Here is a 21,966-nt window from a genome sequence, read left to right on the forward strand (position 1 = left end):
CCACGTCGTACTGTGCCGATCGTCGTTGTCACTCACGACGCCGCGGCTACGGACCCGCTCGAACTCGCAGACGCCGGCAAGGAGTCCTTCATCCTCGTCCCCGACGCCCGCGGCCTGATCACCTTCACCACACAGCTCGTCGCCTTCCAGATGCGGACGCCGATCCGGTGCCGCGGCCAAGCCTCGCAGGCCGGTGACGCCTGCCGGGAGGTGATCGACCAGCTGCTGGAGGCCAACGCTCTCCAGCGGCTCCGCGCGGCCCAAGGGGTCCTCGGCTGCGGAGGAAGTACGACGACGCCCGTCTGGAAGCCGTCGACCACCGGGCCTGCGGCCCAGTGCGAGCAGTACCGCTGCCAGGTGCAGTTCTCGACCACCACGTACTGCGCTCGTGCTCCCATGGGCAGCGAGGCCGACGCCGTTGGACGACCGACGCCGAACGCTTGTCAGGCGACCGACTCGGGGTGGACGCCTGCGACTCGACGAGTGCTTTGCCGGCTCACTGACGACCGGGTGCCACGCGCTGCCGACAGGCGCGTCACACCGGGGGAGTGATGATGTCCCACCACAAATATGGCCTGATCGGGCGTCAAATCCACGGCCCCGGTCACTCGGAACCGCCGCGCACAGCGTGTGCGGGTTCCGGGAGAACGGCCGTGGACGGGAACCTGCGGAAACGGGCCACGTTCCGCGTCTCTCGCAACCGGTCCCTGCCGAGGCGGTGGCTCTTGGCGCTGCCGCACGCCACGCGGCACTGTTCAGAGGACTCGTAGCGCCACCTGCGATGACGCTGTCCGACGAACCCGGTCGCCGCTGATCCGAGCGCGACAGCCGAGCAGGGCCCCTGCACGGCACGGACGGGCGGCGTCGGCAACCGGACCTGCCGGGAGGACGTCTCATCAAGGGCACCGGCAGTCGACCAGGGGCATGTCTGCCAGGTGCTCTGTCCGGCGGGTGTTCTCACCCGACGCCGTCCGTCTCGGTGTCGTACTCGGGTACGTACGCCGGATGACGGTACCGAGGGTACGGCTGTCGCGCAGCCGCCTCACTACCGCTGTCCGAGGAGGACTTCGCGATGTGGTCCAGCGTCATTGCCGTCGTCGGCACCTTGCTCGGGGGCGTGCTCACCGGGGTGTTGCAGATCAAGAGTGCGCGGATCGCCCGGAGTGCCGCCCGTGCCGAGCAGAGGGAAGAGGCGCTGCGCAGGGCGTTGGGTGAACTGGTGGCCGCCCTGGGCGACCACCGGCGGGCTCTGTGGCATCGCGAAGTCCTGCGCCTGGACGGCCTGGGCGAGGAAGCCGTCGAGGCAGCCCGCACGGCCTCGCGCGCCACGCGCTCGGCCGTGACCGGCCCGCTGGTCGCGGTATCCGTCCTCGAACAGTCCCTGGCCGAGCCGGCCCGGCAGGCGGCCCTGGCCGCGTTCGGCCTGCGCGACGCCGTCGACCACTCCGACCTTGCCTCCCGCCGTGAGGCCGCCATCACAGCGACGGACGACCTGGTCGCGGCTGCCGCCCGGGCGATGTCCTGACCTCCAGGACGCCGTGAACGGCGCTGCGGGGCGATACACCGGACGGGGGCCACCTGCCCGACCGTGAGCATGGACGGCGCGATCACACCGACCGCGGTGCTCACTCCCGCCGCAGCGGTGTCACCCCCTCGCCGGAGGGCCTGCCCGGTCTGTACGGGTGGCCTCCAGCCCGGTGAGGACATCCTGCGTGGTCCCGGCCATCCGGACTGCGGCACCTGCGCCGGAGCTCGTCACCGTGCACCGCGTGGGTGCGGTCGGTGTCGGTCGGGGGACCGCCGTGGAGGAGCCGTGCCGCGGGGCCCCTCGGCCGCGCCGGTGTCCCCGGGGTGGCGCGCCGGCCGTCATCCGGTGGGGGAACCCGGCGGGGCTCCGCCTGCGTCCGGATCGGTTTCCGGCGGGATGGGCGCGCATCTGCGGGGGTGTACGCGTCACAGCAGCGCAGACCTACCGGCTCGGGCAGGGGCGGCAGCGCCGACACCTCCCCGTCGTAGATCACCGCGGTGAGCCGTTCGAAGGCTGACAGGAACGAGGCGGCAAGCCTGCTTCGAGGCCGAGGACCACAAGCCCGAACAAGCCAGGACCCACCGGCTGGTGGGCACGGTCCAGGCGTTGTCGGTCGTCGACGATGTCGGGGCTCGTCCGAGGTCCTTGTGTCACCGGCGGACGCTGTCCAGGCCGCGACCTGTTGGTGGCCGACGTGGACCGGTGCCCTTCGATGCAGGTCCGGACCCTGCGCCTGGGCGGGCTCTGCGAAGACGCCGCACTGGACCTCCCCGCGCGCGAGCTACGTCGTATGCCCGAGGCGTCGGGCGTGTCGCGGCCCGCGAACTGATCGCCACGGTCGGCGGACACCCGCTCACGTGGTGCCGCCGGGCCCGCTCGACGTGTTCGAGATCTGGCGGTGGCCCGAGTGCGCGGGTTCCGGCGATACGGCCGGCAGGCGCAGTCGTCCGTCGTGCACTTCGGCGATCCGGTCGACAGCGGTGAGGTGGGCGCGGTCGTGTGTGACCAGGACGGTGGCGGTGGCCTGCTGGTGGGTGAGGCGGGTGATCAGGTCGATGACGGCGGCACCTCGTTCGTGGTCGAGGGCGCTGGTGGGTTCGTCGACCAGGAGGACGGCGGGGTCGTTCATCAGGGCCCGGGCGATGTTGACGCGCTGGCGCTGGCCGCCGGAGAGCTGATGGGGCCGCCGCGCGGCCTGGGCGGCCAGGCCGACGGCGTCGAGGAGCTCCATCGCCCGGGTGTGGGCCGTACGGGGTCTGCGGCCGCCGATCCGGGCCATGACCTGGAGTTGTTCGGCGGCGGTGAGGGAGGGCAGCAGGTTGGGCTGCTGGAAGACGATGCCGATCTTGTGGCGGCGCAGCTCGGTGAGTTCACCGCGGGTCAGGCCGGTGGTGTTCCGGCCGTCGATGGTGACGGTGCCGGTGTCGGGGGTGGTCAGGGTGGCGGCGACCGCGAGAAGGCTGGACTTGCCGGAACCGGAGGGGCCCACCACGGCGGTCAGGCTGCCCTGGGGCACATCGAGCGTGACCTGGTCGAGGGCGGTCAGGCGGGTGTCGCCGTCGGGGTAGGTGAGGGTGATGCCGGTCAGGTTCAGGCTCATCGGGCGCTCCCCAGGGCGGTCAGCGGATCGACGGAGGTGATGCGGCGGATGGACAGGGCGGCGCCGAGCGCGCCGAGGAGGATGATCACGGCGGCCGGGACCAGGACGGTGGCGGGGGTGAGGAGGAAGGGCACGGCGCTGCCGGACACCAGGGCGCCGACGGCGGTGGCGATGCCCGTGCCGACCAGGGTGCCGCCGGTGAGCAGGACGACGGCCTGTCCGAGGGCGTCCTTGAGGAGGTCGGCGGTGGAGGCACCCAGGGCCTTGAGGACGGCGACATCGCCGCTGCGCTGGATGGTCCAGACGGTGAAGAAGGCCCCGATGACGAGGGCGGAGATGGCGAAGAGGAAACCGCGCATCAGTTGCAGGGAGCCGTTCTCGGAGGTGTAGGAGCCGATCGCGGACAGTGAGGCATCGATGGAGACCGTCCTGGTGCCGGCCTGACGGTCGACGGCGACCACGTCGGCCCGGGACGTGGTGCTCAGGGCGATGACGGTGGCGGTCGGGCCCGTCCTGCCGCCGGCGGGCGGCGCGGTCTTCTGCCAGGTGTCCCGGCTGGTCCAGACGACCGGGGTGTGACTGAAGTGGGCGTCGCCCTTGACGGAGGCCACCGTCAGCTTCCGGCCTGCCAGCGTGAGGGAGTCGCCCGCCCGCACACCGAGGCCGTCGGCGGCTGCGGTGGACAGCACCACCGCGCTGTCACCGATCTTGCCGCTGTCCGGGGCGAGGCGGGAGCCGGGCTCGACGCCGAAGACCGAGACACCGGTGCTCCTGTTCCCGGCGGTGGCCTTGGTCGTGGTGATCCCCAGCGGCTCGGCGCTTTCGACGCCGGGCGCCTTGGACCACCGCTGCCACTGGCACCGGGTCACGGTGGAGTCGGTGTACGACAGGCCCTGCCCGCCGGTGGGCGCCTGGAAGGCGATCCTGTCGGCGGGCAGCCCCGTGATGGCGGAGATGTTCTGCCGGCCCAACCCGGCGGTCAGTCCGGACAGCAGTCCGACCAACAGGGTGATCAGCACGATGACGGTCCCCATCAGGGCGAAGCGCCCCTTGGCGAACTTCAGGTCTCTCCAGGCGAGAAACACGGCGTTGGCCTTTCCTTTCCAGCGGCGGAAGCGGTACGACCCCACCGTCGCGGCCACCCCCCTGTCCGCGCGTCTGGCGCAGGACCGCACTTGGCGGGCCGAAAGACGCCACACGGGTTCCAACTTTCGACAGAGGCCCCGCGGCGTCGGTCTCCGTAACCTGGGACGCACTGTGAACACCGCTGCCCCCGCCCTGACCCCGACCACCCGGGCCCTGGCCTGGTGCCTGCACCTGCTGGTCATCGGCCTGCTCGCGCTGGCCGCCGGCCGGGCCGTGGCCGACAGCCGGCCCCACGCCGCAACGATCGTCGCCGCATCGGCCGCGTGCGCTCTGGTCTACGCGGTCGGGCCCGTGCTGCCGGGCGTACGCCGCTCGCGGCGGGCCGCCGCGCTCTGGCTGGCCGCCGTGGGTGCCTGCTGGCTGGTGCTGCTCGTCCTGTCCCCCGACGCCGTATGGGTGGCCTTCCCGCTGTACTTCCTCCAGTTGCATCTGCTGCCCCGCCGCGCCGGACTGGTGGCGGTGGCCGCCACCGCCGCGGCCGCCGTCGCGGGCTTCGCCGCCCACCAGCACTCCTTCGGCCCCGCCATGGCCATCGGCCCCGCGCTCGGCGCCGCCGTGGCGGTCGCGGTGGTATGGGGGTATCAGGCCCTGTACCGCGAGAGCGAGCGCCGCCGCAGACTGATCGAGGAACTCACCGCCACCCGCGCCGATCTGGCCGCCGCCCAGCACACCGCCGGTGTGCTGGCCGAACGCGACCGCCTGGCCCGCGAGATCCACGACACCCTCGCGCAGGGCCTCTCCAGCATCCAACTGCTGCTGCGCGCCGCCGAACGAGCACTGCCCCAGGCACCGCGGAACGCGGCCCGCTACGTCGACCAGGCACGGCAGGCCGCCGTCGACAACCTCGCCGAAGCCCGCCGTTTCGTCGCCGCGCTCACCCCGCCCACGTTGGAAGGCACCACCCTGGCCGACGCCCTGGAACGCCTGTGCACCACCACGTCCGCCCGGCACCGGCTCACCGCACGCTTCCACCTCACCGGCGACCCCGCCCCGCTCGCGACCGCGCACGAGGTCGCGCTGCTGCGTATCGCCCAGTCCGCCCTGGCCAACACGGTTCGCCACGCCGAGGCCACCACCGCCGAAGTCACCCTCGGCTATCTCGGTGACCGCGTCGCCCTGGACGTCGTCGACGACGGGCGCGGCTTCGAACCCGCCCGCCTGCCCGCCCCCGACCCCGAGACCGGCGGGTTCGGACTGGCCGCCATGCGCGCCCGCGCCCACGCGCTCGGCGGCACCCTCACCATCGAGTCCGCCCCCGGCCACGGCACCGCCCTGGCCGCCCGGCTGCCCCTCACCCCACCGTCCGAGACCCAGCCCGAGGCCCGCCCGTGACCGACACCCCCATCCGCCTGCTCCTGGCCGACGACCACCCCGTCGTACGGGCCGGGCTGCGCGCCGTACTGGAAACCGAACCCGGCCTCGTCGTCATGGCCGAAGCCGCCACCGCCGAGGAAGCCGTCACCCGCGCCGCCGAAGGCGACATCGACGTCGTGCTGATGGACCTGCAGTTCGGCAAGGGCATGGGCGGCGCCGAAGCCACCGCCCGGATCACCGCCCGGCCGGGAGCCCCGCGCGTGCTGATCGTCACCACCTACGACTCCGACGCCGACACCCTGCCCGCCATCGAAGCCGGCGCCACCGGCTACCTCCTGAAGGACGCCCCGCCCGAGGACCTGGCCGCCGCCGTACGCACCGCTGCCGCCGGACGCACCACGCTGGCGCCCACGGTCGCCGACCGGCTGATGAACCGGCTCCGCACCCCCGGCACCGCCCTGACCCGGCGAGAGACGGAAGTCCTCAGCCTGGTCGCCGACGGCCTGTCCAACCAGGCCATCGGTCAGCGGCTCCACCTGACCGAGGGAACCGTCAAGTCCCACCTGGCCCGCGTCTACGCCAAACTCGACGTCGACTCCCGCACCGCCGCCGTCGCCACCGCCACCGACCTCGGCCTCATCCGCCGCTGACCGCGCCGGCCGACGCCTCACCGCGCCTCGTCCCGGAGATGCTCGCCGGGTCCCTGCCCGGCATCTACGACCCCGACGGCAAGCGCAAGGTGCAGGACCCCGGCGTTCGGGCTCGGCCGCCGACCCGATCGGCGGGAGCACCCCAGGAGGTGTAATTCCAGGACGCCGGCGGCAGCGCCGGGAGCCTGGCTGAGGCGCGACAGGTGTCACCAAGGCAGGCAACGGCGGTGCAGGCCGGTCACCTCGTACCGCACGACGTGTCGGGAGCTGAGGGCAGACCGGACGCCGTCCCCGAAATCCGGCACGGTGTCCCGGCGCTCACCGTCGTCGGTCACAGGGCGGTGGCGGCGCGGACCAGCCCCGCGACCGCCGTCGAGCGACTGTGCGGGGGCCAGGCGATGACCGTGGTGACGCGGGGGGCGTCGGGGACCGGTACGGCGGTGAGGCCCTCGCGCAGGCCGGTGCGGCCCGACTCCGGCACGACCGCGCAGGCGCGACCGAGGGCGATGAGCTGGGCGAGTTGCGTGGAGTCGCGCACCTGCGGTCCGGGTCCGTCCGGGAAGGTGCCGTCAGGGCGGGGCCAGCGGGGCAGGGGCAGGTCGGGAAGGCCGGTGACCTCGGCGAGCCGCACGTGGGGGCGGGCGCCGAGAGGGTGGCCCGCCGGGAGGACCGCGACCTGACCCTCGGAGTGCAGGTCCTCGGTGTCGAAGCCGGTCGTGTCGTCGAACGGCCGGTGCAGCAGGGCCACGTCGGCCCGGCCGTCGTGCAGCAACCGTGTCTGCTCGCCCGGCCCGCACAGCACGACGTCCACGGTGACGGCGCCGGGCTCGGCGGCGTAGACGTCGAGGAGTTTCGCCAGCAGCTCACCGGACGCGCCCGCCTTCGCGGCCAGGACCACGGCGGGGTGCCCGGTCGCCGCGAGGGCGGCCCGGCGGGTGCGCCGTTCGGCGGCCTCGACGGCGTCCAGCGCCGCCCGCGCCTCCCGCAGCAGCACCGCCCCTGCCCCGGTCAGGGCGACACCCCGGCTGCCGCGCTCCAACAGGAGGGTGCCCAGGCGCCGTTCGAGCCCGCCGATCGCCCGCGACAACGGGGGCTGGGCGATCCCGAGCCGCTGCGCGGCCCGGCCGAAGTGCAGCTCCTCGGCGACCGCGACGAAGTACCGCAGCTCACGTGTCTCCACCCCGCCAGCCTAACCGGGACGGCCTGGAGTGATACCCGGGCGGTATCGCCGTCCACCCAGTCGGTCTTGGACGCCGTGCCCGGCGGGGGAGAAGTATCGATGTCATGAGTGAGACGAACACCGTGAACCACCACAAGGTCGCCCTGGTCACCGGGGCCAACAAGGGCATCGGATACGAGATCGCCGCCGGGCTCGGCGCCCTCGGCTGGTCCGTCGGCATCGGCGCGCGCAACGAGGAGCGGCGCGAGGCCGCCGTGGACAAGCTGCGCGCGGCCGGAGCCGACGCGTTCGGCGTGCCGCTGGACGTGACCGACGACGCCAGCGTGAGCGCTGCGGCTCGGCTGATGGAGGAGCGGGTCGGGCGGCTCGACGCGCTCGTCAACAACGCGGGGATCACCGGCGGCGGACCGCAGGAGCCCACCACGGTCGACGTGAACCGGGTACGGGCGGCCGTGGAGACCAACGTGATCGGCGTCATCCGCGTCACCAACGCCCTGCTCCCTCTGCTGCGCCGCTCGCCGTCGCCGCGGATCGTGAACGTCTCCAGCAGCGTCGGCTCCCTCACGCGCCAGACCGCGCCCGGCGCCGAGATGGGCCCCATCGCCATCGCCTACGCCCCGTCGAAGACGTTCCTCAACGCCGTCACCGTGCAGTACGCCAGGGAACTGGCCGGCACCCACATCCTGATCAACGCCGTCTGCCCCGGCTACACGGCGACCGACCTCAACGGCTTCCAGGGAGTGCGCACCCCCCAGCAGGGCGCAGCCGTCGCGATCCGGCTGGCCACCGTACCGGCCGACGGACCGACGGGCCGCTTCTTCGACGACGAGGGAGAGGTGCCCTGGTGACGCGCTTCCGGTTCGCGCCACCCCGGGGAGACGGCGCATGCGCGTCCTCGTGACCGGCGCCGTCACGCCATGCCGGTACGGTCCTTCGGCGACCCGGCCGCGGGCCGACGGTCGCGTAAAACGAAGTGATCGGGCTGCTCGGTGGCCGTTAGGCTGCCCGCGGAGGTCGCCCGTGGGGATGTCGCTGCTGTACGAGGTTCTGGAACCGCTGCCGGACCCGGAGAGCGCTCTGCGTCGTGCCCGCGAACTCCTGAGAGACTTCGCCGACTGGGTGGACGACCCGGACATCCCCGAGATCGGCCAGGTCGTCACGGCGGAGCAGTACGCTCACGCGCTCACGTTCTTTCGCGAGGGCCGGTTCACGACCCTGGCCGGCAGGCGCTTTCCGGAGACGGGTCTCGAGGACTTCTGGAGGCGGCTGCACGCGCTGGGCGTGCCGCGCGGCGAGGATCCGTACGAGGTGCAGGTGGAGCTGCTGCCCGAGCTCGAGGAGCTCTGGCCGCTTCCCCCGGAGATATGTCTGGAACCGTGGCGGGACGCCTGGCCGCCACTCGTGCTCACCCGCTTGGAGGAGACCTGCAGGGAAGCCGACATCGACGCGCTGGTCGCGGACGTCGGCCCACTGTCCTTCGACGTGGGCTGGCACGCCGCGCTGCGCGGACTGCCCTCCGGCAAGCTGTGCGGTGTCCAACTGTGCCTCAACAGCGTCTGGACCTCCCAGAGCGCCGAACCGGCGCAGGGCACCCACGGTGTCTACCTCTCCATCGGGACCAGGAACCGAGACGTGCAGGAGGAGTGGCTGGCCGCCACTGGCCTGGCTCTCGGCGAGCCACTGCTGGGCTGGTAGACGTCGGCTCGTTTTTGCTCGCGCACGCCACGGACCTGTGTCCTGGCTCCCCGGCGCGGCGGTCCTGCCGAGGCTGCCGCACTGCTGCTTCCGCAGGAAGGAAGCGGCCGGTCTGTACGCTGACCGGGACGGAGACCCGCGCCCTCACCCCGCCCCGAACCGGTCGGTGAGTGCTCCTGGCCTTACGCGGCGATGGAGTTGTGGCTGAGCGCGGTGGTCGGCCCGTCCGGCCAAGTCCGCGCTCAGTGGGGTCGCCCGCCGTCACAGGGCCGGTCTGTCGGTGACGTGCGCAGGTCGGGCGAGGCGAGCCACGACGCCGCGGCAGGTGTCCTGCAGGTCTTCGTCGTTCGCGGTGCTTCTGAAGCGGCCGCTGCGGCGGGTCAGCGCGAGTTCTGTCCGGATGCGGGGGAGGGCCGGTGCGGCAGCGTGGCCCATGCGGTTCAGGCAGGCCAGGACGTGGTTGGAGGTCGCGTCGTTGTTCTCCCAGGCTCCGAGCAGTGTCCGGACGACGGCAGGGGTCTCGGCATCACCGCCGATGTCCCACAGCGCGGCTGCGGCGTGGACGCGGGTCCATTCGTAGGTGGCAGTCAGCATCTGCCGGAGTCGTGGAAGCACTGTCGCGGCGGGCGGACCGATCCGACCGAGAACCTCGGCCGCCTCATGACAGCGATGGGTGTCGAGCAGGTCGTGGAGCCGAGGCACCACGTTCTCCGGGTCGGCTTCGAGTTCCCACAGAGCGGCCGTGGCAGCCATGCGGAGATCGACGTCCTGCGCGTCGGCCAGAGGGCGCACCACCTTCAGGGCGGATGCGGCCGCGACACCGAAGGAGGCGAGAGCGTCCAGGGCGGACGCGGCGATCCGCCACTCCTCGTGACGGACCGCGGCGGTGACGGCGTCCGTGATCGCGGGGACGGCTGCCGGGTCCCGTAGTTCGGCAAGGGCGGACACCAGGGTGCCGACGCCCGTCCCGGCCCACGGCCGGGAGAAGTCGACGTCGGCGAGACGCCGGGTCAGCCGCGGTACGAGTTCACCGGCGGCCGGGCGCATGCAACCGGCGACCTGCACGGCACGCCAGGCGTCGACATCGCCGTCCAGAGCCGTCAGCAGGCCGGGCAGGGCCCGCGGGTCACCCAGGCGTGCCAATGGCCAGCACGGCTTCCTGGTGGGCGCGACGCAGGAGCGGCTTCGGCGTCGCCCACACATCCGGACCGTGCGCCGCGCGGTGTTCGGCCACGTAGGAGGCGAGGACTTCGCGGGCGGGCTCGGCGACAGGCGCCAAGGTTCCGAGGCTCTCGGCCGCCGCGGCGGCGGTGTACGGATCCTCGGGAAGGAGGCATTGCGCGAGAGCCGTGACGAGTTCGCGGTGGTCACCGCGCCAGGCCAGGATCAGGTCCTGGGCCATGCGGATCGCGTCGTAGCGGGTGGCGGGGTCAGGGCTGCGGAGCTGCGCGGTGAGCAGGGTCGTGCGTTCGGGCACGCGGGAATCGAGCACCGCGTGGAAGGCGCGGAGCAGGGACGTGGTCGGAGCATGGATACGGTTGCGCCGCTCGAGGTCCTCGAAGGCAGCGGCCACGTGCGGCGGGACATCCTGGGCCGCCGGGGGTTCGGCGGCTGTCGTGCACGCGCATTCTCCGGAATCGGACCGGCATGCTCCGTCGCTGGGCACATTCTCTGGCGGCGCCGTCAGCCGGCGCAGGAGGGCGATCGCCGTGGGTACGACGTCGCCTCCCATGTCCTGCGGGGCGCAGCGGGCCCGGTGGACGAGAGCGGCGAGCGGGATGTCGGGGGACAGCGTCGGATCGTCGGCCAGGGTGTCGAGCCAGGCCATGGCGGCGGCCTGCGCGGCAGGCAACCGGAGCGCGAGGTCAGCCATCGTCCGGACGACCAGCAGCCGTTCCACGATCCCGCTCTCGGCCGGCAGGCGGCCGCGCAGTATCCCCACCGCGCGGTCGCCGCCTCGCGTACGTGACGGTCGGCGTCGTCGGCGTACGCGAAAGCGGCCTTGAACAGCAGCGGTCTCATCCGGCGCACGGCCAGTGCGGACGGATCGTCGTCGAGAGGAAGCCCGTGCTGTCGGCGCACGGTGGCGACCTCATCGGTCACTTCCCACGCGACCGAGCCGACCCGGGCCGGCAGTTCGGTCCTCGTGCAGCCGGGGTAGTCAAGGCGGTTCTTGTCGACCGGATGCCGTTCTCGGGTCGGTCAGGATCGCGGCCACGTACAGCGCCGTCGGGACCATTACCCCGTAGATCGTGTTCTGGCGGTGCAGGATGTTGTGGACGTCGCGAAGCGCCTTCGTCCTCGTGGCCCAGTCGGTGTCCGGCAGCGCCATCAGGGGCGGGTGGGAAGGCCACAGCCGGTCCCGCCCTCGAACGATCAGGCCGGCCTTGGGGTCTTTCTTCGGCTACGGCTGTGCGAACGGACCGAGGTCGTGGACGCACTCGCGTCACCGAGCGCCGGGGGCTCAGGCGTGCATCGGCCCTTCCGCGACGAGTTCGGCCAGCCGACTGGTGAGCCCCGGGACGAGCGTGGACGAGTCGGATTCGGTCCGCCACACGAGTCCCAGCTCGACGCCCGGTCCGGTGTCCCTCATCGGCACCACGGCCAGTCCGGGTTGCGCGAAAATCTGCTTGGCCACGCCGGTCGTTCCGCTGAGTGTCACCCCTCTTCCGTGGCGGACCAGCTGTGCGAGGCGTACCAGATCCGGATCGGGGAGCTGTTCGACGATTGCCCCGGCTCCGGTCAGCCATCGCGTCATCCGCTCCAGCGTGGCCGGCTGGACGGCGGACGTGACCATGAGGACGCGGCGGGCCGCCAAGTCGTCCACGGTGACGGCGGCCTGCTGTGCCAGCTCGTCGTCGGCCGGAACCACGACGCCGAACTCATAGCGGGCCAGAGGCATCACCCGCAGGCCCGGTTCGTCCACCGGCAGGTGGGCCACGGTCAGGTCGAGGTCCTTGGCCCGCAGCGCTGCGAGCAGGTCCACCGACGCGGCGAACTCCATCTCCACGCGCACGTTCGGGTGCTGCTCGGCGATCAGGGAGGCGACCTGGTCGACGATCTCCGAGGGCGCCAGGCTGGGCGATCCCAAGCGGATCCGGGGGAGCGCGGAGTCCTGGGCGAGCGCGTGGCCGCGCGCGGTGAAGGCGCTCCAGGAGTCCAGCAATTGACGCGCCGCCGGGAGCAGGGACGTGCCGGCTTCCGTGAGCTGCACCTGGTGGTGACTGCGGAGGAAGAGTTCCACGCCGAGTTCGCGTTCGAGTTCGAGCACGGTCCGGCTGACGGGGGACGGCGACAGCTGGAGTCGTGCTGCCGCACGACCGAAATGCAGCTCTTCGGCGACGGCGACGAAGGCTTTGAGGTGCCGGACTTCCACGACTGCGGAGCCTGCCATGCCCGCTCATACGGGTCAACCTGCAACGTTGCGTGCCGCGCAATGTGGTCTTGTGAAAGAAACGCTGGTCAGCGACCTGCGCGCCGACGGACGGTGTGGGCACCGCCAACCGTCTTCGCCCAGGAGTGTCGTATGTCCAGCTCTTTGCCCGCCGACGGCCCTGACCTGCTCGGTGATCTTCGTGTGGTGGATCTCAGCACGGGAGCGGGCCGGCTTACCGCCCGGCTGCTGGCCGACCTGGGGGCCGACGTGGTCCGGGTGGATCAGGACGGCGAGGGACCTCGCGCCGACCTGCACCGGGTCGCCTACGACGCCAACAAGCGCAGCGTCCGCCTTGACCTGACCGACGAGTCGGACCGGCGGCGGCTTCTCGGTCTGGTCGCCACTGCCGGGATCCTCGTCGAGGACGGACACCCCGGGGAGCTGGCCGCGCTGGGGCTGAGCGAGCAGGCGTTTCGGCAGGCCAACCCCGAGTTGGTCGTGGTGTCGTTGTCCGCGTTCGGGCAGGACGGGCCGTATCGGGACTGGGCGGGGACGGAATGGGTGCAGCTGGCGCTCGCCGGCGTGCTCTCCCGGTCGGGCCTGCCGGGCAGTGCGCCGCTGCTGCCGCCCGGAGAGCTCGCCACGCAGTCGGCCGCCGTTCAGGCGGCCTGGGCGGCCCTGGTCGGCTGGTTCCACTCCGCTGCGACGGGTGTCGGCGAGCGGGTGGACGTCTCGATCCTGGAGGCGACGGCGAGCGTGCTCGACCCGGGATACGGCATCGGCGGCAGCGCCACCGGCGGCGTTCCGGCGAAGGACGGTCCGCGGGACCGCCCGGACGCGCGCCACCTCTACCCGATCTTCGCCTGTGCGGACGGGCACGTACGGATCTGCCTGCTGGCGCCCCGCCAGTGGCGGGGGATGAGGGCATGGCTGGGCGAGCCCGAGGAATTCGCCGACCCGGCCCTGGACAACCTCGGCAAGCGCTTCGCCGCGGCCGGGCGGCTCTACCCCTTCATCGGCGAACGCTTCGCCACCCGCACCCGCGACGAGCTGATGGCCGCCGGGGCCGAGTTCGGATTCCCGATCGCAGCCCTTCTCTCTCCTTCCGAGGTGCTGGCCGCCGAGCACTTCACACAGACCGGTGTGCTGGTCGACATGCCCGTGCCGGGCGTCGGCACGGTGCGACTGCCCAACGGTTTCGTGACCGTCGACGGTGCACGGGCCGCCCTGCGCACCCCGGCCCCGCTGCCGGGCGCCGACGACGCACTGCTGACCGAACGTGCCGACGCCGCTGCTCCGGTTCCCGCGCCCGCGGTTGCAGAGAGTGTCCCCGATGAGCGGGCTGCGGAAGGCGCTCGGCCTCTGGAGGGCCTGCGCGTGCTGGACCTGGGGGTCATCGTGGTGGGCGCGGAGACCGGCCGGCTCCTCGCCGACCTTGGCGCGGAAGTCATCAAGATCGAGTCCGCCACCTTCCCCGACGGCTCCCGTCAGTCCTTCGTTCCCGGCCCGATCTCGGCGTCCTTCGCCTACGGCCAGCGCGGCAAGCTCAGCCTGGGACTGGACCTGCGATCGCCCGAGGGCAAGGAACTGTTCCGGCGGCTGGTCGCCGCCTCCGACGTCGTGCTGTCCAACTTCAAGCCGGGGACGCTGGACTCGCTCGGCTTCTCGCGCGCCGAACTGGCCGCGATCAACCCCGGGATCATCACCGCGGAGTCCAGTGCCTTCGGCCCGCGCGGACCGTGGAGCCGTCGCATGGGCTACGGGCCGCTCGTGCGGGCCAGCGCCGGGCTGACCGGCCTGTGGGCCTACCCCGACCGGCCGGACAGCTGGAGCGACGCCTCCACCATCTACCCCGACCACCTCGCCGCCCGGGTGCAGGCGCTCGCCGTGCTCGCGGCCCTCGCCCGTCGCCGACGTACCGGGGCTGGTGCCCACATCGAATCCAGCCAGGCCGACAGCATCCTCAACCAGATGGCTCCCGCCCTGGCCCTTGAATCGGTGGCCCCCGGCGCAGTACGGAGCATCGGCAACGTGGGCGACGGTGACGCACCCCGCGGCTTGTACCCGTGTGCCGGTGACGACGAGTGGGTCGTGGTCGACGCACGAGGCGCCGCCGACTGGGCCCGGCTCACCGACGTCCTGGGCCGCCCCGAACTGGCAACCGATCCGCGCTTCGCGACCGCGCCCGACCGCGTGGCCAACCGGGCAGCCGTGGACGAACTGATCAGCGGCTGGACGGCACAGCGCCCGCCGCGCGAGGCGATGACCGTGCTGCAGGAGGCCGGGGTCGCGGCCGGCGCGATGCTGCGCGTGGCGGACCTGCCGGACGATCCGCACCTGACGGCCCGCGGATTCCTGGCTGTCCAGCCGCAGCCGCAGATCGACGAGGCGCTGTGGGCCGAGGCCCGGCACGCCCACTTCGCCGTCGTACCGGACCCGGTGCTGCGACCCGGACCGCTTCAGTTCGAACACACCCTCGACATAGCTGGGCGGGTCCTGGGCCTCCGGCCCGCCGAGATCAACGCGCTCGTGGCCGAGGGCGTCCTGCAGTTGCCCGACGCCACGACCACGCCAGTGCGCTGACGGCACGGCCTGGTCGGCTCCGCCACGGCGATCCACGAGACAACCACCGTGGCGGAGCCGCGCCGCCGGCCTTGACAGCGCAAGTCACCCCACCATCTGTTTCGCCCGACCCCTGGAGCATCCGGTGACCACCACCGCACTTGACCCCCGAACCCCCGTCCTCGTCGGCGTGGGCCAGTCCGCCGAACGCATCGACCAGCCCGGCTACCGCGGCCTGTCCGCCGTCGAGCTCGCCGCGGCCGCCGCCCGCGAGGCCCTCGCCGACGCAGGGGCCGACGCCGCGGCGATCGCCGCGGCCGTGGACACCGTCGCCGCAGTACGCCAGTTCGAGATCTCCACGCCGGGCGCGCCGGCCCCGCTCGGCAAGTCGGACAACTATCCCCGTTCGGTGGCCGACCGTATCGGCGCCACCCCTCGCCGGGCGGTGCTCGAAGTCGGGGGCGGCCAGTCCCCTCAGCACCTGGTGAACGAAATCGCCGCCACCATCGCCGACGGCGGCGCCGAGGTCGTGCTGCTGTTCGGCTCGGAGGCCATCTCCACCACCCGCCACCTGGCCGGCGCCGAGGAGCGGCCCGACTTCACCGAGCACGCCGACGGCGATCTGGAAGACCGCGGCTACGGCCTCAAGGGCCTGGTCTCCCGCTACGCCGCCGAGCACGGCCTGGTCGGCGCCCCCGAGATGTACGCCCTGTTCGAGAACGCACGGCGCGCCCGGCTCGGCCTGTCCCGCGAGGCGTACACCCGCGCGATGGGGGAGCTGTTCGCGCCGTTCACCCGCGTCGCCGCCAAGAACCCCTACGCGTCCGCGCCCGTGGAACGGGACGCGGCAGAGCTGGTCACGCCGACGGAGGCCAACCGGCCGATCGCCGACCCCTATCCCCGGTACGTCGTCGCCCGTGACCAGGTCAACCAGGGCGCCGCGGTCCTGCTCATGTCGCTGGCCGCCGCCCGGCGGCTGGGCGTACCGCAGGAAAGGTGGGTGTTCCTGCACGGTCACGCCGACCTGCGCGAGCGCGACCTGCTGGAGCGTGCCGACCTCAGCACCGCTCCCGCTTCCGCGATGGCAGCGCGTCATGCGCTGGAGGTGGCGAGCATCGGCGTGGACGAGGTGGCCACCTTCGACTTCTACAGCTGCTTCCCCATCGCCGTGACCAACACCGCCGTCGACGGTCTCGGTCTGGCGACGGACGACCCGCGCGGCCTGACCCTCACCGGCGGCCTGCCCTTCTTCGGGGGTGCTGGTAACAACTACTCCATGCACGCCATCGCGGAGACCGTCCAGCGGGCCCGCACCAAGCCCGGCACCTTCGGCTTCGTCGGCGCCAACGGCGGGATGCTCAGCAAGTACTCGGTGGGCGTGTACTCCACCACGCCGACCCCGTGGCAGGACGACAACAGCGCCGTCTTGCAGGCACGGATCAACTCCTGGCCCGCGCCGGCGCAGACACACAAGGCGGACGGCTGGGCCACGATCGAGACCTACACCGTCAAGCACGATCGCGCAGGCCGCCGCACGGGAATCGTCGTCGGCCGCCTCGAGGGCGACGGCAGCCGCTTCCTGGCCACGACGACCAAGGGCGACGACGGCATCCTCGCCCTGCTCAGCGGCGAACAGCCGATCGGCCGGCGCGTCTTCGCGCAGTGGACGCCCCGCGGCAACCGCGTGACCACTACCGAGGCGCGCATGGCCGAGCTGTACCCGCCCCGGGTGCCCGGCTTCCGCAGCGAATACGAGAACATCCTCGTCCGTCGCGATGGACACGTCCTCGAGGTCACCATCAACCGGCCCGAACAGCGCAACGCGCTCACCCCGCCGGCCAACGACGAACTCGACGAGGTCTTCGACGCCTTCTTCGCCGACCCCGACCTGTGGGTGGCCATCCTCACCGGCGCCGGTGACAAGGCGTTCTCGGCCGGCAACGACCTCCTGTGGTCGGCCGGCGGCAAGCCGATGTGGGTCCCCGGCAACGGCTTCGCCGGCCTGACCAGCCGCCGCTCCCTGCCCAAGCCCGTGATCGCCGCCGTGAACGGCTTCGCCATGGGCGGCGGTTGCGAGATCGCGCTGGCCTGCCACCTTGTCGTCGCCGACCAGAGCGCGCAGTTCGCCCTCAGCGAGGTCAAGGTCGGTCTCATCGCCGGGGCGGGCGGTCTGATCCGGCTGCCCTGCGCGGTCCCGCAGAAGCTGGCCAACGAGATGATCCTCACCGGCCGCCGGCTCAACGCCGAGGAAGCCCTGCACCACGGCCTCGTCAACCGTGTCGTCCCCACCGGGACGGCTCTGGACGCCGCCCGCGCCCTGGCCGCGGACATCCTTGCCGCGTCCCCCACCTCGGTCCGGATCTCCCTGCGGATCATGGAAGAGACCCAGGGAGTCGCCGACACCGTCGACGCCGTCAATCATCTCAGCGAGGCCATCGATGACCTCATGCTCAGCGACGACATGATCGAAGGCCTCACCGCCTTCGCGAAGAAGCGTCCGCCACAGTGGAAGAACCGCTGAGCTTGTTGTTTATGGTCTGATCTGGTCACGTTCAGCGATGGTCTCGGGCCTCCTGGTCGTTTTGCCCACGTCGTAACGGGTGGCGGGATGACGGTTCTTCGAGCTGAGCGGTCTGCCCGGGCCGGGCGGAGCAAGTTCGGGCGGAGGCCCGCGGCCGGCGGCCGGGTGAGGCGAAGCTGGGTGTGAGCCACGACTGACACGGATGGAGCCGGCCGAAGGCGTGAGCAGCGCCTGGCCGGACGTGAGCACCATTCAGGTCGAGGCCCGGCGGACGACTGTGAGTCCCTGATCGGCAGGCCGTGTCTCCGGTCCCCCGGAGTCCAGTGTCTGCAGGACGACGGCTGAGGAGAACTGGGCCCACGCCGTCAGGTCGGGCTTGATCGTCGTCAGCGGGGGTGCCGAGACCAGGCCGTTCTTCTCTCCGTCCATGCCGATGACGGCCATGTCGTGCGGGCAGGTCAGTCCCGCGGTCCTGATCCCGTGCAGGACGACGAAGGCGACGTCGTCGTTGTAGGCCGCTACGGCCGTCACGCCTTCGCGATGCCAGCGCTGGACGATCGCGGCGGCGTCGGATCCGTCGGCGGCGAGCCTCGCCTCCTGCGGCTCGGGCAGGCCGAGCTCGCGGGCGGTCGCGCGCACCCCGGCTTCCCGCCCGGCGCGGAAGGGTTCGAGGCCGGTCTCGTCGGTGCCGGCGAAGGCGATGGTGCGGTGTCCGAGATCGTGGAGGTGGCGGAGCTGCATCGCCCCGATCGTGTTCTGATACCCGAACCCAGCGGCGCCGGGGTCGTTCAGCGGGGACAGGACGCGGATGCCGGCGGCCGCGAGGAGCTCGGATTCCCCGTCCGGCAGCGGCGCCATCGCTACGACGGCCGATGCGTCCAGGCGCTGCGCGACCTCGGTGATCGAGGCGCCGCCGCTGGACTGGAAGTGCGTCGAGAGCGTCAGGCCGCGCATCGCCAGCTCGCTCGTCAGGGTCGCGGCCAGTTCGACGATCATCTCGCCGAGCCGCGCGTGCGGAAGCACGAGGAGGACGAGCCGGCTCTGTCCGGAGGCCAGACGTCGGGCGGCCTCATTGGGCCGGTACCCGAGTTCCTCGGCGGCTCTGCGGACGGCCTCACGGGTCTGATCGGAGATCTTCTGCCCGGTCTTGTTGTTGAGGACGTAACTCACTGTGGCGCGCGACACCTTGGCCAGCCGAGCGACGTCGGAGCTGGTCACACGCGGTATCTCGGCGGGTTCCACAGCTCTCCTTGCTGCATCTTGACAGGTGCGTTCCTGCGGCTACCCTACCGCTTACGCGCGTCACTTACGCGCGTAAGCGCAGGGAGGCGCAGTGGGGAGAACAATGATGTCCGCACCACAGAACCTGGCCGATGAGCAGCTCCGCGATGAGAACTCCGCGCAGGCCGTGGCTGACGACAGGCCGCTGCGGGGCTCCGTGGGCCATGTCCGGCTCATCACCGCGATGGCCGTCGGCGCACTGGCGTGGACGGTGCCGTTCATGGCGTCGATCATCGTGCTGCTGCCCGCGCGCCTCGATCAGCTGGACGCCGGGCACAAGGTCGCGGACTTCGCCACGGTGACCGTCGTCGGGTCGGTCGTCGCGCTGGTGGCCAACGTCGTCTTCGGGGCGCTCTCGGACCGGACACGCTCACGCTTCGGCGCCCGCTCGCCCTGGATCGTCGCCGGTGGCGTCGGCCTCGGACTGTCGTTGGTCGCTCTCGGAGCCGCGCAGACGTTCACGGTCCTGCTGCTGGTGTGGTGTGTGCTCCAGCTCTTCCTGAACATGTTCCTCGCGCCCGTGTCCGCGATCATGGCCGACCGCGTCGCGCCGAGTCGGCGCGGTCTGGCCGCAGGTCTGGCCGGCACCGCGACCATCATCGGCCAGGCGGCCGCCGCGGCCACGGGAGCGGCGTTCATCGGCCACCCGAGCGCCGGGTTCTTCGCCCTCGCCGCGCTGCCGGTCCTCGGCGGTGCCGTGGTCGTGCTGACCGCCCCCGACACGTCGAACCTCGACGTCCCCCAAGCCGCGCTCACCGCGAGGACGTTCCTGGAGACGTTCACCTTCCCGCGCAAGGCCGCGGACTTCTACTGGGCGCTCTCGGGCCGGTTCCTGCTCGTCATCGGCTACTTCCTGATCATGAACTACCAGCTGTTCATCCTCACCGACTACATGCACCTGTCCGACGCCGAGGCGGCCCGCGTCGTCGCGCTCGCCGGCCTGGTCACCGTGGTCGTGGGCATCGTCGCGGGGCTCGTCACCGGCCCGCTGTCCGACCGCATCGGGCGCCGCAAGCTCCCCGTGATCGCCTCGACCGTCCTCATCGGCGTCGGCGCGCTGATCCCCTTCGTGTCCGCCCACAGCTGGGCGATGCTCGCCTTCGCCGGCGTGGCCGGGTTCGCCATGGGCATGTACGGGGCGGTGGACCAGGCCCTGGTGGTCGAGGTGCTGCCGAACAAGGCGACCGCAGCCAAGGACCTGGGCATCCTCAACATGGCCAACACCGGCGGCCAGATCGTCGCACCGGCCATCGCCGCGGCCGTGATCGCCGGCGCCGGCGGCTACCGCTCGCTGTTCCTGGTCTGCGTGATCGCGTGCGTGCTCGCCGCAGCCTGCATCCTCCCGATCAGGAGCGCACGCTGAACCGTATGTCCGACCGCTCCGACACCGATCACGCCGCCCCCGAAAGGCCCCGCCCGTGAGCACCACCATCGCAGACGTTCCTCTCGGCACGGGGGAACGGTCCGTCAACCCGTTCCTGCCCGGCAACGAGTTCATCCCGGACGGGGAGCCGCGCGTGTTCGGCGACCGCGTCTATCTGTACGGCTCCCACGACGTGGCGGGCTCCTCGACACGCATGTGCGCAGGGGACTACGTCTGCTGGTCGGCGGCGCTCGACGACCTCGCCAACTGGCGCTACGACGGCGTCATCTACCGCAGGCTCCAGGACCCGTACGTGCGCAGCGTCGCGGACAAGCGGGACCCGAACGGCCTGGTGTCGGGCCTGTTCGCCCCGGACGTCATCCACATCGACGACGCCTACTACCTGTACTACGGCGTCGGGATGTCCACGTCCGGGTTCGGCGTCGCGAAGGCGTCATCGCCGACGGGGCCGTTCGAGTACGTGGGGCGGGTCCGTCACCTGGAGGCGGACAAGCCGGCCGGGTGGCGCGACGGCCAGGACGGCACCGACGACGGAGACCTGGCCTTCGGCGAGGGCGTCGGTCTGTTCCGCCGCGGCCGGATGTCGAAGGAATTCCCCTACGACCCCGCCTTGCTGCACCACGACGGACGGCTCTTCCTCTACTTCGGACTGGGCAACTGCTCGGTGGTCGAGCTGGACCCGGCCGACAAACGCACCGTCGTACGCAACGAGACGACGGGCGAGTACGTGACGCCGATCTTCCGTGCGAGCGCGATCGGGCCCGCACTGGCCCTGGCCTCCGGCCGACGCCGTAGGACGGCGTTCATGAACGGCCCGTCCATCCGGGAGATCGACGGCCGGTTCTGGCTGTCCTACTGGGCTGTCGGCGGCGAGGGCTTCTTCGGTATGTACCACGCGGTCGCCGACCACCCGCTCGGTCCGTTCGAGCCGGTGGGCCCGCTCGTCTCGCTCGGCAACGCCTGGAAGAACACGCCTCCGGGGCCGACGGACCGCAGGGGGAACACCCACGGCGGGATGTTCGAGGCCGACGGCACCTGGTATCAGGTCTACCACCGCCACACCGCGGACGGACGGCAGGCCTGCGCCACCCCCCTCACCCGAGCGCCGCACGGCGGATTCGAGCACGCCGAGTACACCTCCCGGGGCCTGGACGCCTCCGACCTCGACGCGTTCTCGGCCTGGCCGGCCTCCATCGCCTGCCACCTGGTGGGACCGCGTGGTCTGCCGGGCCGTTCCCGGCGCCCGTCGATCATGCTCCGCGAGGACCCGCGCGGCACCGAGGACGAGTCGGGACGGCACACGCTTCAGGTCGTCGGCAACATCCACCGCGGCAGCTCGATCGGTTTCAAGTACCTCGACTTCGGCCCCGACCAGGTCCCGCACACCCTTCTGATCGAGATCGACGCGCGCAGCACCGGCCGGATCCAGGTGTACGCCGACGCACCACACACCGGCACGCCCATCGCGACCGTCGCAGTACCGGAGAGCGCGGTCGGCGCCGGATGGCGCACGATCGAGGCCGGGACGGCACCCGTGGCGGGATCGCACGCACTGTTCATGGTGTTCGAACCGGACCGCGGTCAGCTCGGCGACCTGTCCCTGTTCGCCTTCCTGCGCCGCGAGGACGACGCGAAGTGATATGGCAGCGTGAGCGCATTGAGGGGGAGCCTGACGCGCCTTCAGCTGCCTCCTTGAGAACACCTGCCCCGCTTCACCGGAATCGCCGAA

At 71.9% G+C, this 21,966-nt stretch carries 18 protein-coding genes; 10 read left to right on the plus strand and 8 right to left on the minus strand.

Annotation, left to right across the window (positions count from 1 at the left end; translation table 11 throughout):
• Positions 1–12 precede the first annotated feature (12 nt).
• Both ACWC24_RS33640 and ACWC24_RS33645 read left to right on the plus strand, forming a co-directional pair.
• Positions 13–552 carry a hypothetical protein gene (locus ACWC24_RS33640; protein WP_450666696.1) on the plus strand — a complete coding sequence of 180 codons (540 nt, stop codon included), beginning with the start codon at positions 13–15 and terminating at the stop codon, positions 550–552.
• Between the two features lie 520 nt (positions 553–1,072).
• The gene (locus ACWC24_RS33645; RefSeq protein ID WP_450666697.1) at positions 1,073–1,525 is read left to right on the plus strand and encodes a protein kilB; all 453 of its coding nucleotides are present in this window, start codon (positions 1,073–1,075) and stop codon (positions 1,523–1,525) included.
• 856 nt (positions 1,526–2,381) lie between these two features.
• Here ACWC24_RS33645 and ACWC24_RS33650 read toward each other — a convergent pair.
• On the minus strand, positions 2,382–3,128 hold the full coding sequence (locus ACWC24_RS33650; protein ID WP_450666698.1) for an ABC transporter ATP-binding protein: 747 nt from the start codon (positions 3,126–3,128) through the stop codon (positions 2,382–2,384).
• Positions 3,125–4,213, minus strand: coding sequence for an ABC transporter permease (locus ACWC24_RS33655; RefSeq protein WP_450666699.1), 1,089 nt, complete (start codon positions 4,211–4,213; stop codon positions 3,125–3,127). Before ACWC24_RS33655 ends, ACWC24_RS33650 begins: the two co-directional genes overlap by 4 nt.
• A 172-nt stretch (positions 4,214–4,385) precedes the next feature.
• Here ACWC24_RS33655 and ACWC24_RS33660 point away from each other — a divergent pair, with 172 nt between their 5' ends.
• Positions 4,386–5,606, plus strand: coding sequence for a sensor histidine kinase (locus ACWC24_RS33660; protein WP_450666700.1), 1,221 nt, complete (start codon positions 4,386–4,388; stop codon positions 5,604–5,606).
• On the plus strand, positions 5,603–6,238 hold the full coding sequence (locus tag ACWC24_RS33665; protein ID WP_450666701.1) for a response regulator: 636 nt from the start codon (positions 5,603–5,605) through the stop codon (positions 6,236–6,238). The genes ACWC24_RS33660 and ACWC24_RS33665 overlap by 4 nt, the downstream gene beginning before the upstream one ends.
• A 331-nt stretch (positions 6,239–6,569) precedes the next feature.
• Here ACWC24_RS33665 and ACWC24_RS33670 read toward each other — a convergent pair whose 3' ends face one another.
• On the minus strand, positions 6,570–7,418 hold the full coding sequence (locus ACWC24_RS33670; RefSeq protein WP_450666702.1) for a LysR family transcriptional regulator: 849 nt from the start codon (positions 7,416–7,418) through the stop codon (positions 6,570–6,572).
• A 104-nt stretch (positions 7,419–7,522) separates the two neighbouring features.
• Here ACWC24_RS33670 and ACWC24_RS33675 point away from each other — a divergent pair, with 104 nt between their 5' ends.
• Together ACWC24_RS33675 and ACWC24_RS33680 are read left to right on the plus strand one after the other, a co-directional pair.
• On the plus strand, positions 7,523–8,266 hold the full coding sequence (locus ACWC24_RS33675; RefSeq protein ID WP_450666703.1) for an SDR family oxidoreductase: 744 nt from the start codon (positions 7,523–7,525) through the stop codon (positions 8,264–8,266).
• 172 nt (positions 8,267–8,438) lie between these two features.
• The gene (locus tag ACWC24_RS33680; RefSeq protein WP_450666704.1) at positions 8,439–9,113 is read left to right on the plus strand and encodes a hypothetical protein; all 675 of its coding nucleotides are present in this window, start codon (positions 8,439–8,441) and stop codon (positions 9,111–9,113) included.
• 261 nt (positions 9,114–9,374) lie between these two features.
• On the opposite strand, the gene ACWC24_RS33685 is transcribed toward ACWC24_RS33680, so the two are convergent.
• From ACWC24_RS33685 to ACWC24_RS33700, 4 genes are all read right to left on the minus strand, one after another.
• Positions 9,375–10,256: a hypothetical protein gene (locus tag ACWC24_RS33685; protein ID WP_450666705.1), complete on the minus strand. Its 882-nt coding sequence runs from the start codon at positions 10,254–10,256 to the stop codon at positions 9,375–9,377.
• The gene (locus ACWC24_RS33690) at positions 10,240–11,055 is read right to left on the minus strand and encodes a hypothetical protein (protein WP_450666706.1); all 816 of its coding nucleotides are present in this window, start codon (positions 11,053–11,055) and stop codon (positions 10,240–10,242) included. Before ACWC24_RS33690 ends, ACWC24_RS33685 begins: the two co-directional genes overlap by 17 nt.
• 219 nt (positions 11,056–11,274) lie before the next feature.
• A complete protein-coding gene (locus ACWC24_RS33695; RefSeq protein ID WP_450666707.1) occupies positions 11,275–11,445 on the minus strand; it encodes a hypothetical protein in 171 nt (56 codons plus the stop codon).
• A gap of 132 nt (positions 11,446–11,577) precedes the next feature.
• On the minus strand, positions 11,578–12,507 hold the full coding sequence (locus ACWC24_RS33700; RefSeq protein ID WP_450666708.1) for a LysR family transcriptional regulator: 930 nt from the start codon (positions 12,505–12,507) through the stop codon (positions 11,578–11,580).
• Positions 12,508–12,639: 132 nt separating this feature from the next.
• On the opposite strand from ACWC24_RS33700, the gene ACWC24_RS33705 reads away from it, so the two are divergent.
• A complete protein-coding gene (locus tag ACWC24_RS33705) occupies positions 12,640–15,072 on the plus strand; it encodes a CaiB/BaiF CoA transferase family protein (RefSeq protein WP_450666709.1) in 2,433 nt (810 codons plus the stop codon).
• 124 nt (positions 15,073–15,196) lie between these two features.
• The gene (locus ACWC24_RS33710; RefSeq protein WP_450666710.1) at positions 15,197–17,572 is read left to right on the plus strand and encodes an acetyl-CoA acetyltransferase; all 2,376 of its coding nucleotides are present in this window, start codon (positions 15,197–15,199) and stop codon (positions 17,570–17,572) included.
• A gap of 252 nt (positions 17,573–17,824) precedes the next feature.
• Here ACWC24_RS33710 and ACWC24_RS33715 read toward each other — a convergent pair whose 3' ends face one another.
• The gene (locus ACWC24_RS33715) at positions 17,825–18,790 is read right to left on the minus strand and encodes a LacI family DNA-binding transcriptional regulator (protein ID WP_450666711.1); all 966 of its coding nucleotides are present in this window, start codon (positions 18,788–18,790) and stop codon (positions 17,825–17,827) included.
• 130 nt (positions 18,791–18,920) lie between these two features.
• On the opposite strand from ACWC24_RS33715, the gene ACWC24_RS33720 reads away from it, so the two are divergent.
• Positions 18,921–20,216: an MFS transporter gene (locus tag ACWC24_RS33720; protein ID WP_450666712.1), complete on the plus strand. Its 1,296-nt coding sequence runs from the start codon at positions 18,921–18,923 to the stop codon at positions 20,214–20,216.
• Positions 20,217–20,271: 55 nt separating this feature from the next.
• Positions 20,272–21,876: a family 43 glycosylhydrolase gene (locus ACWC24_RS33725; protein WP_450666713.1), complete on the plus strand. Its 1,605-nt coding sequence runs from the start codon at positions 20,272–20,274 to the stop codon at positions 21,874–21,876.
• Positions 21,877–21,966: the final 90 nt, after the last annotated feature.

The organism is Streptomyces sp. NPDC001443 (genome assembly GCF_053597355.1).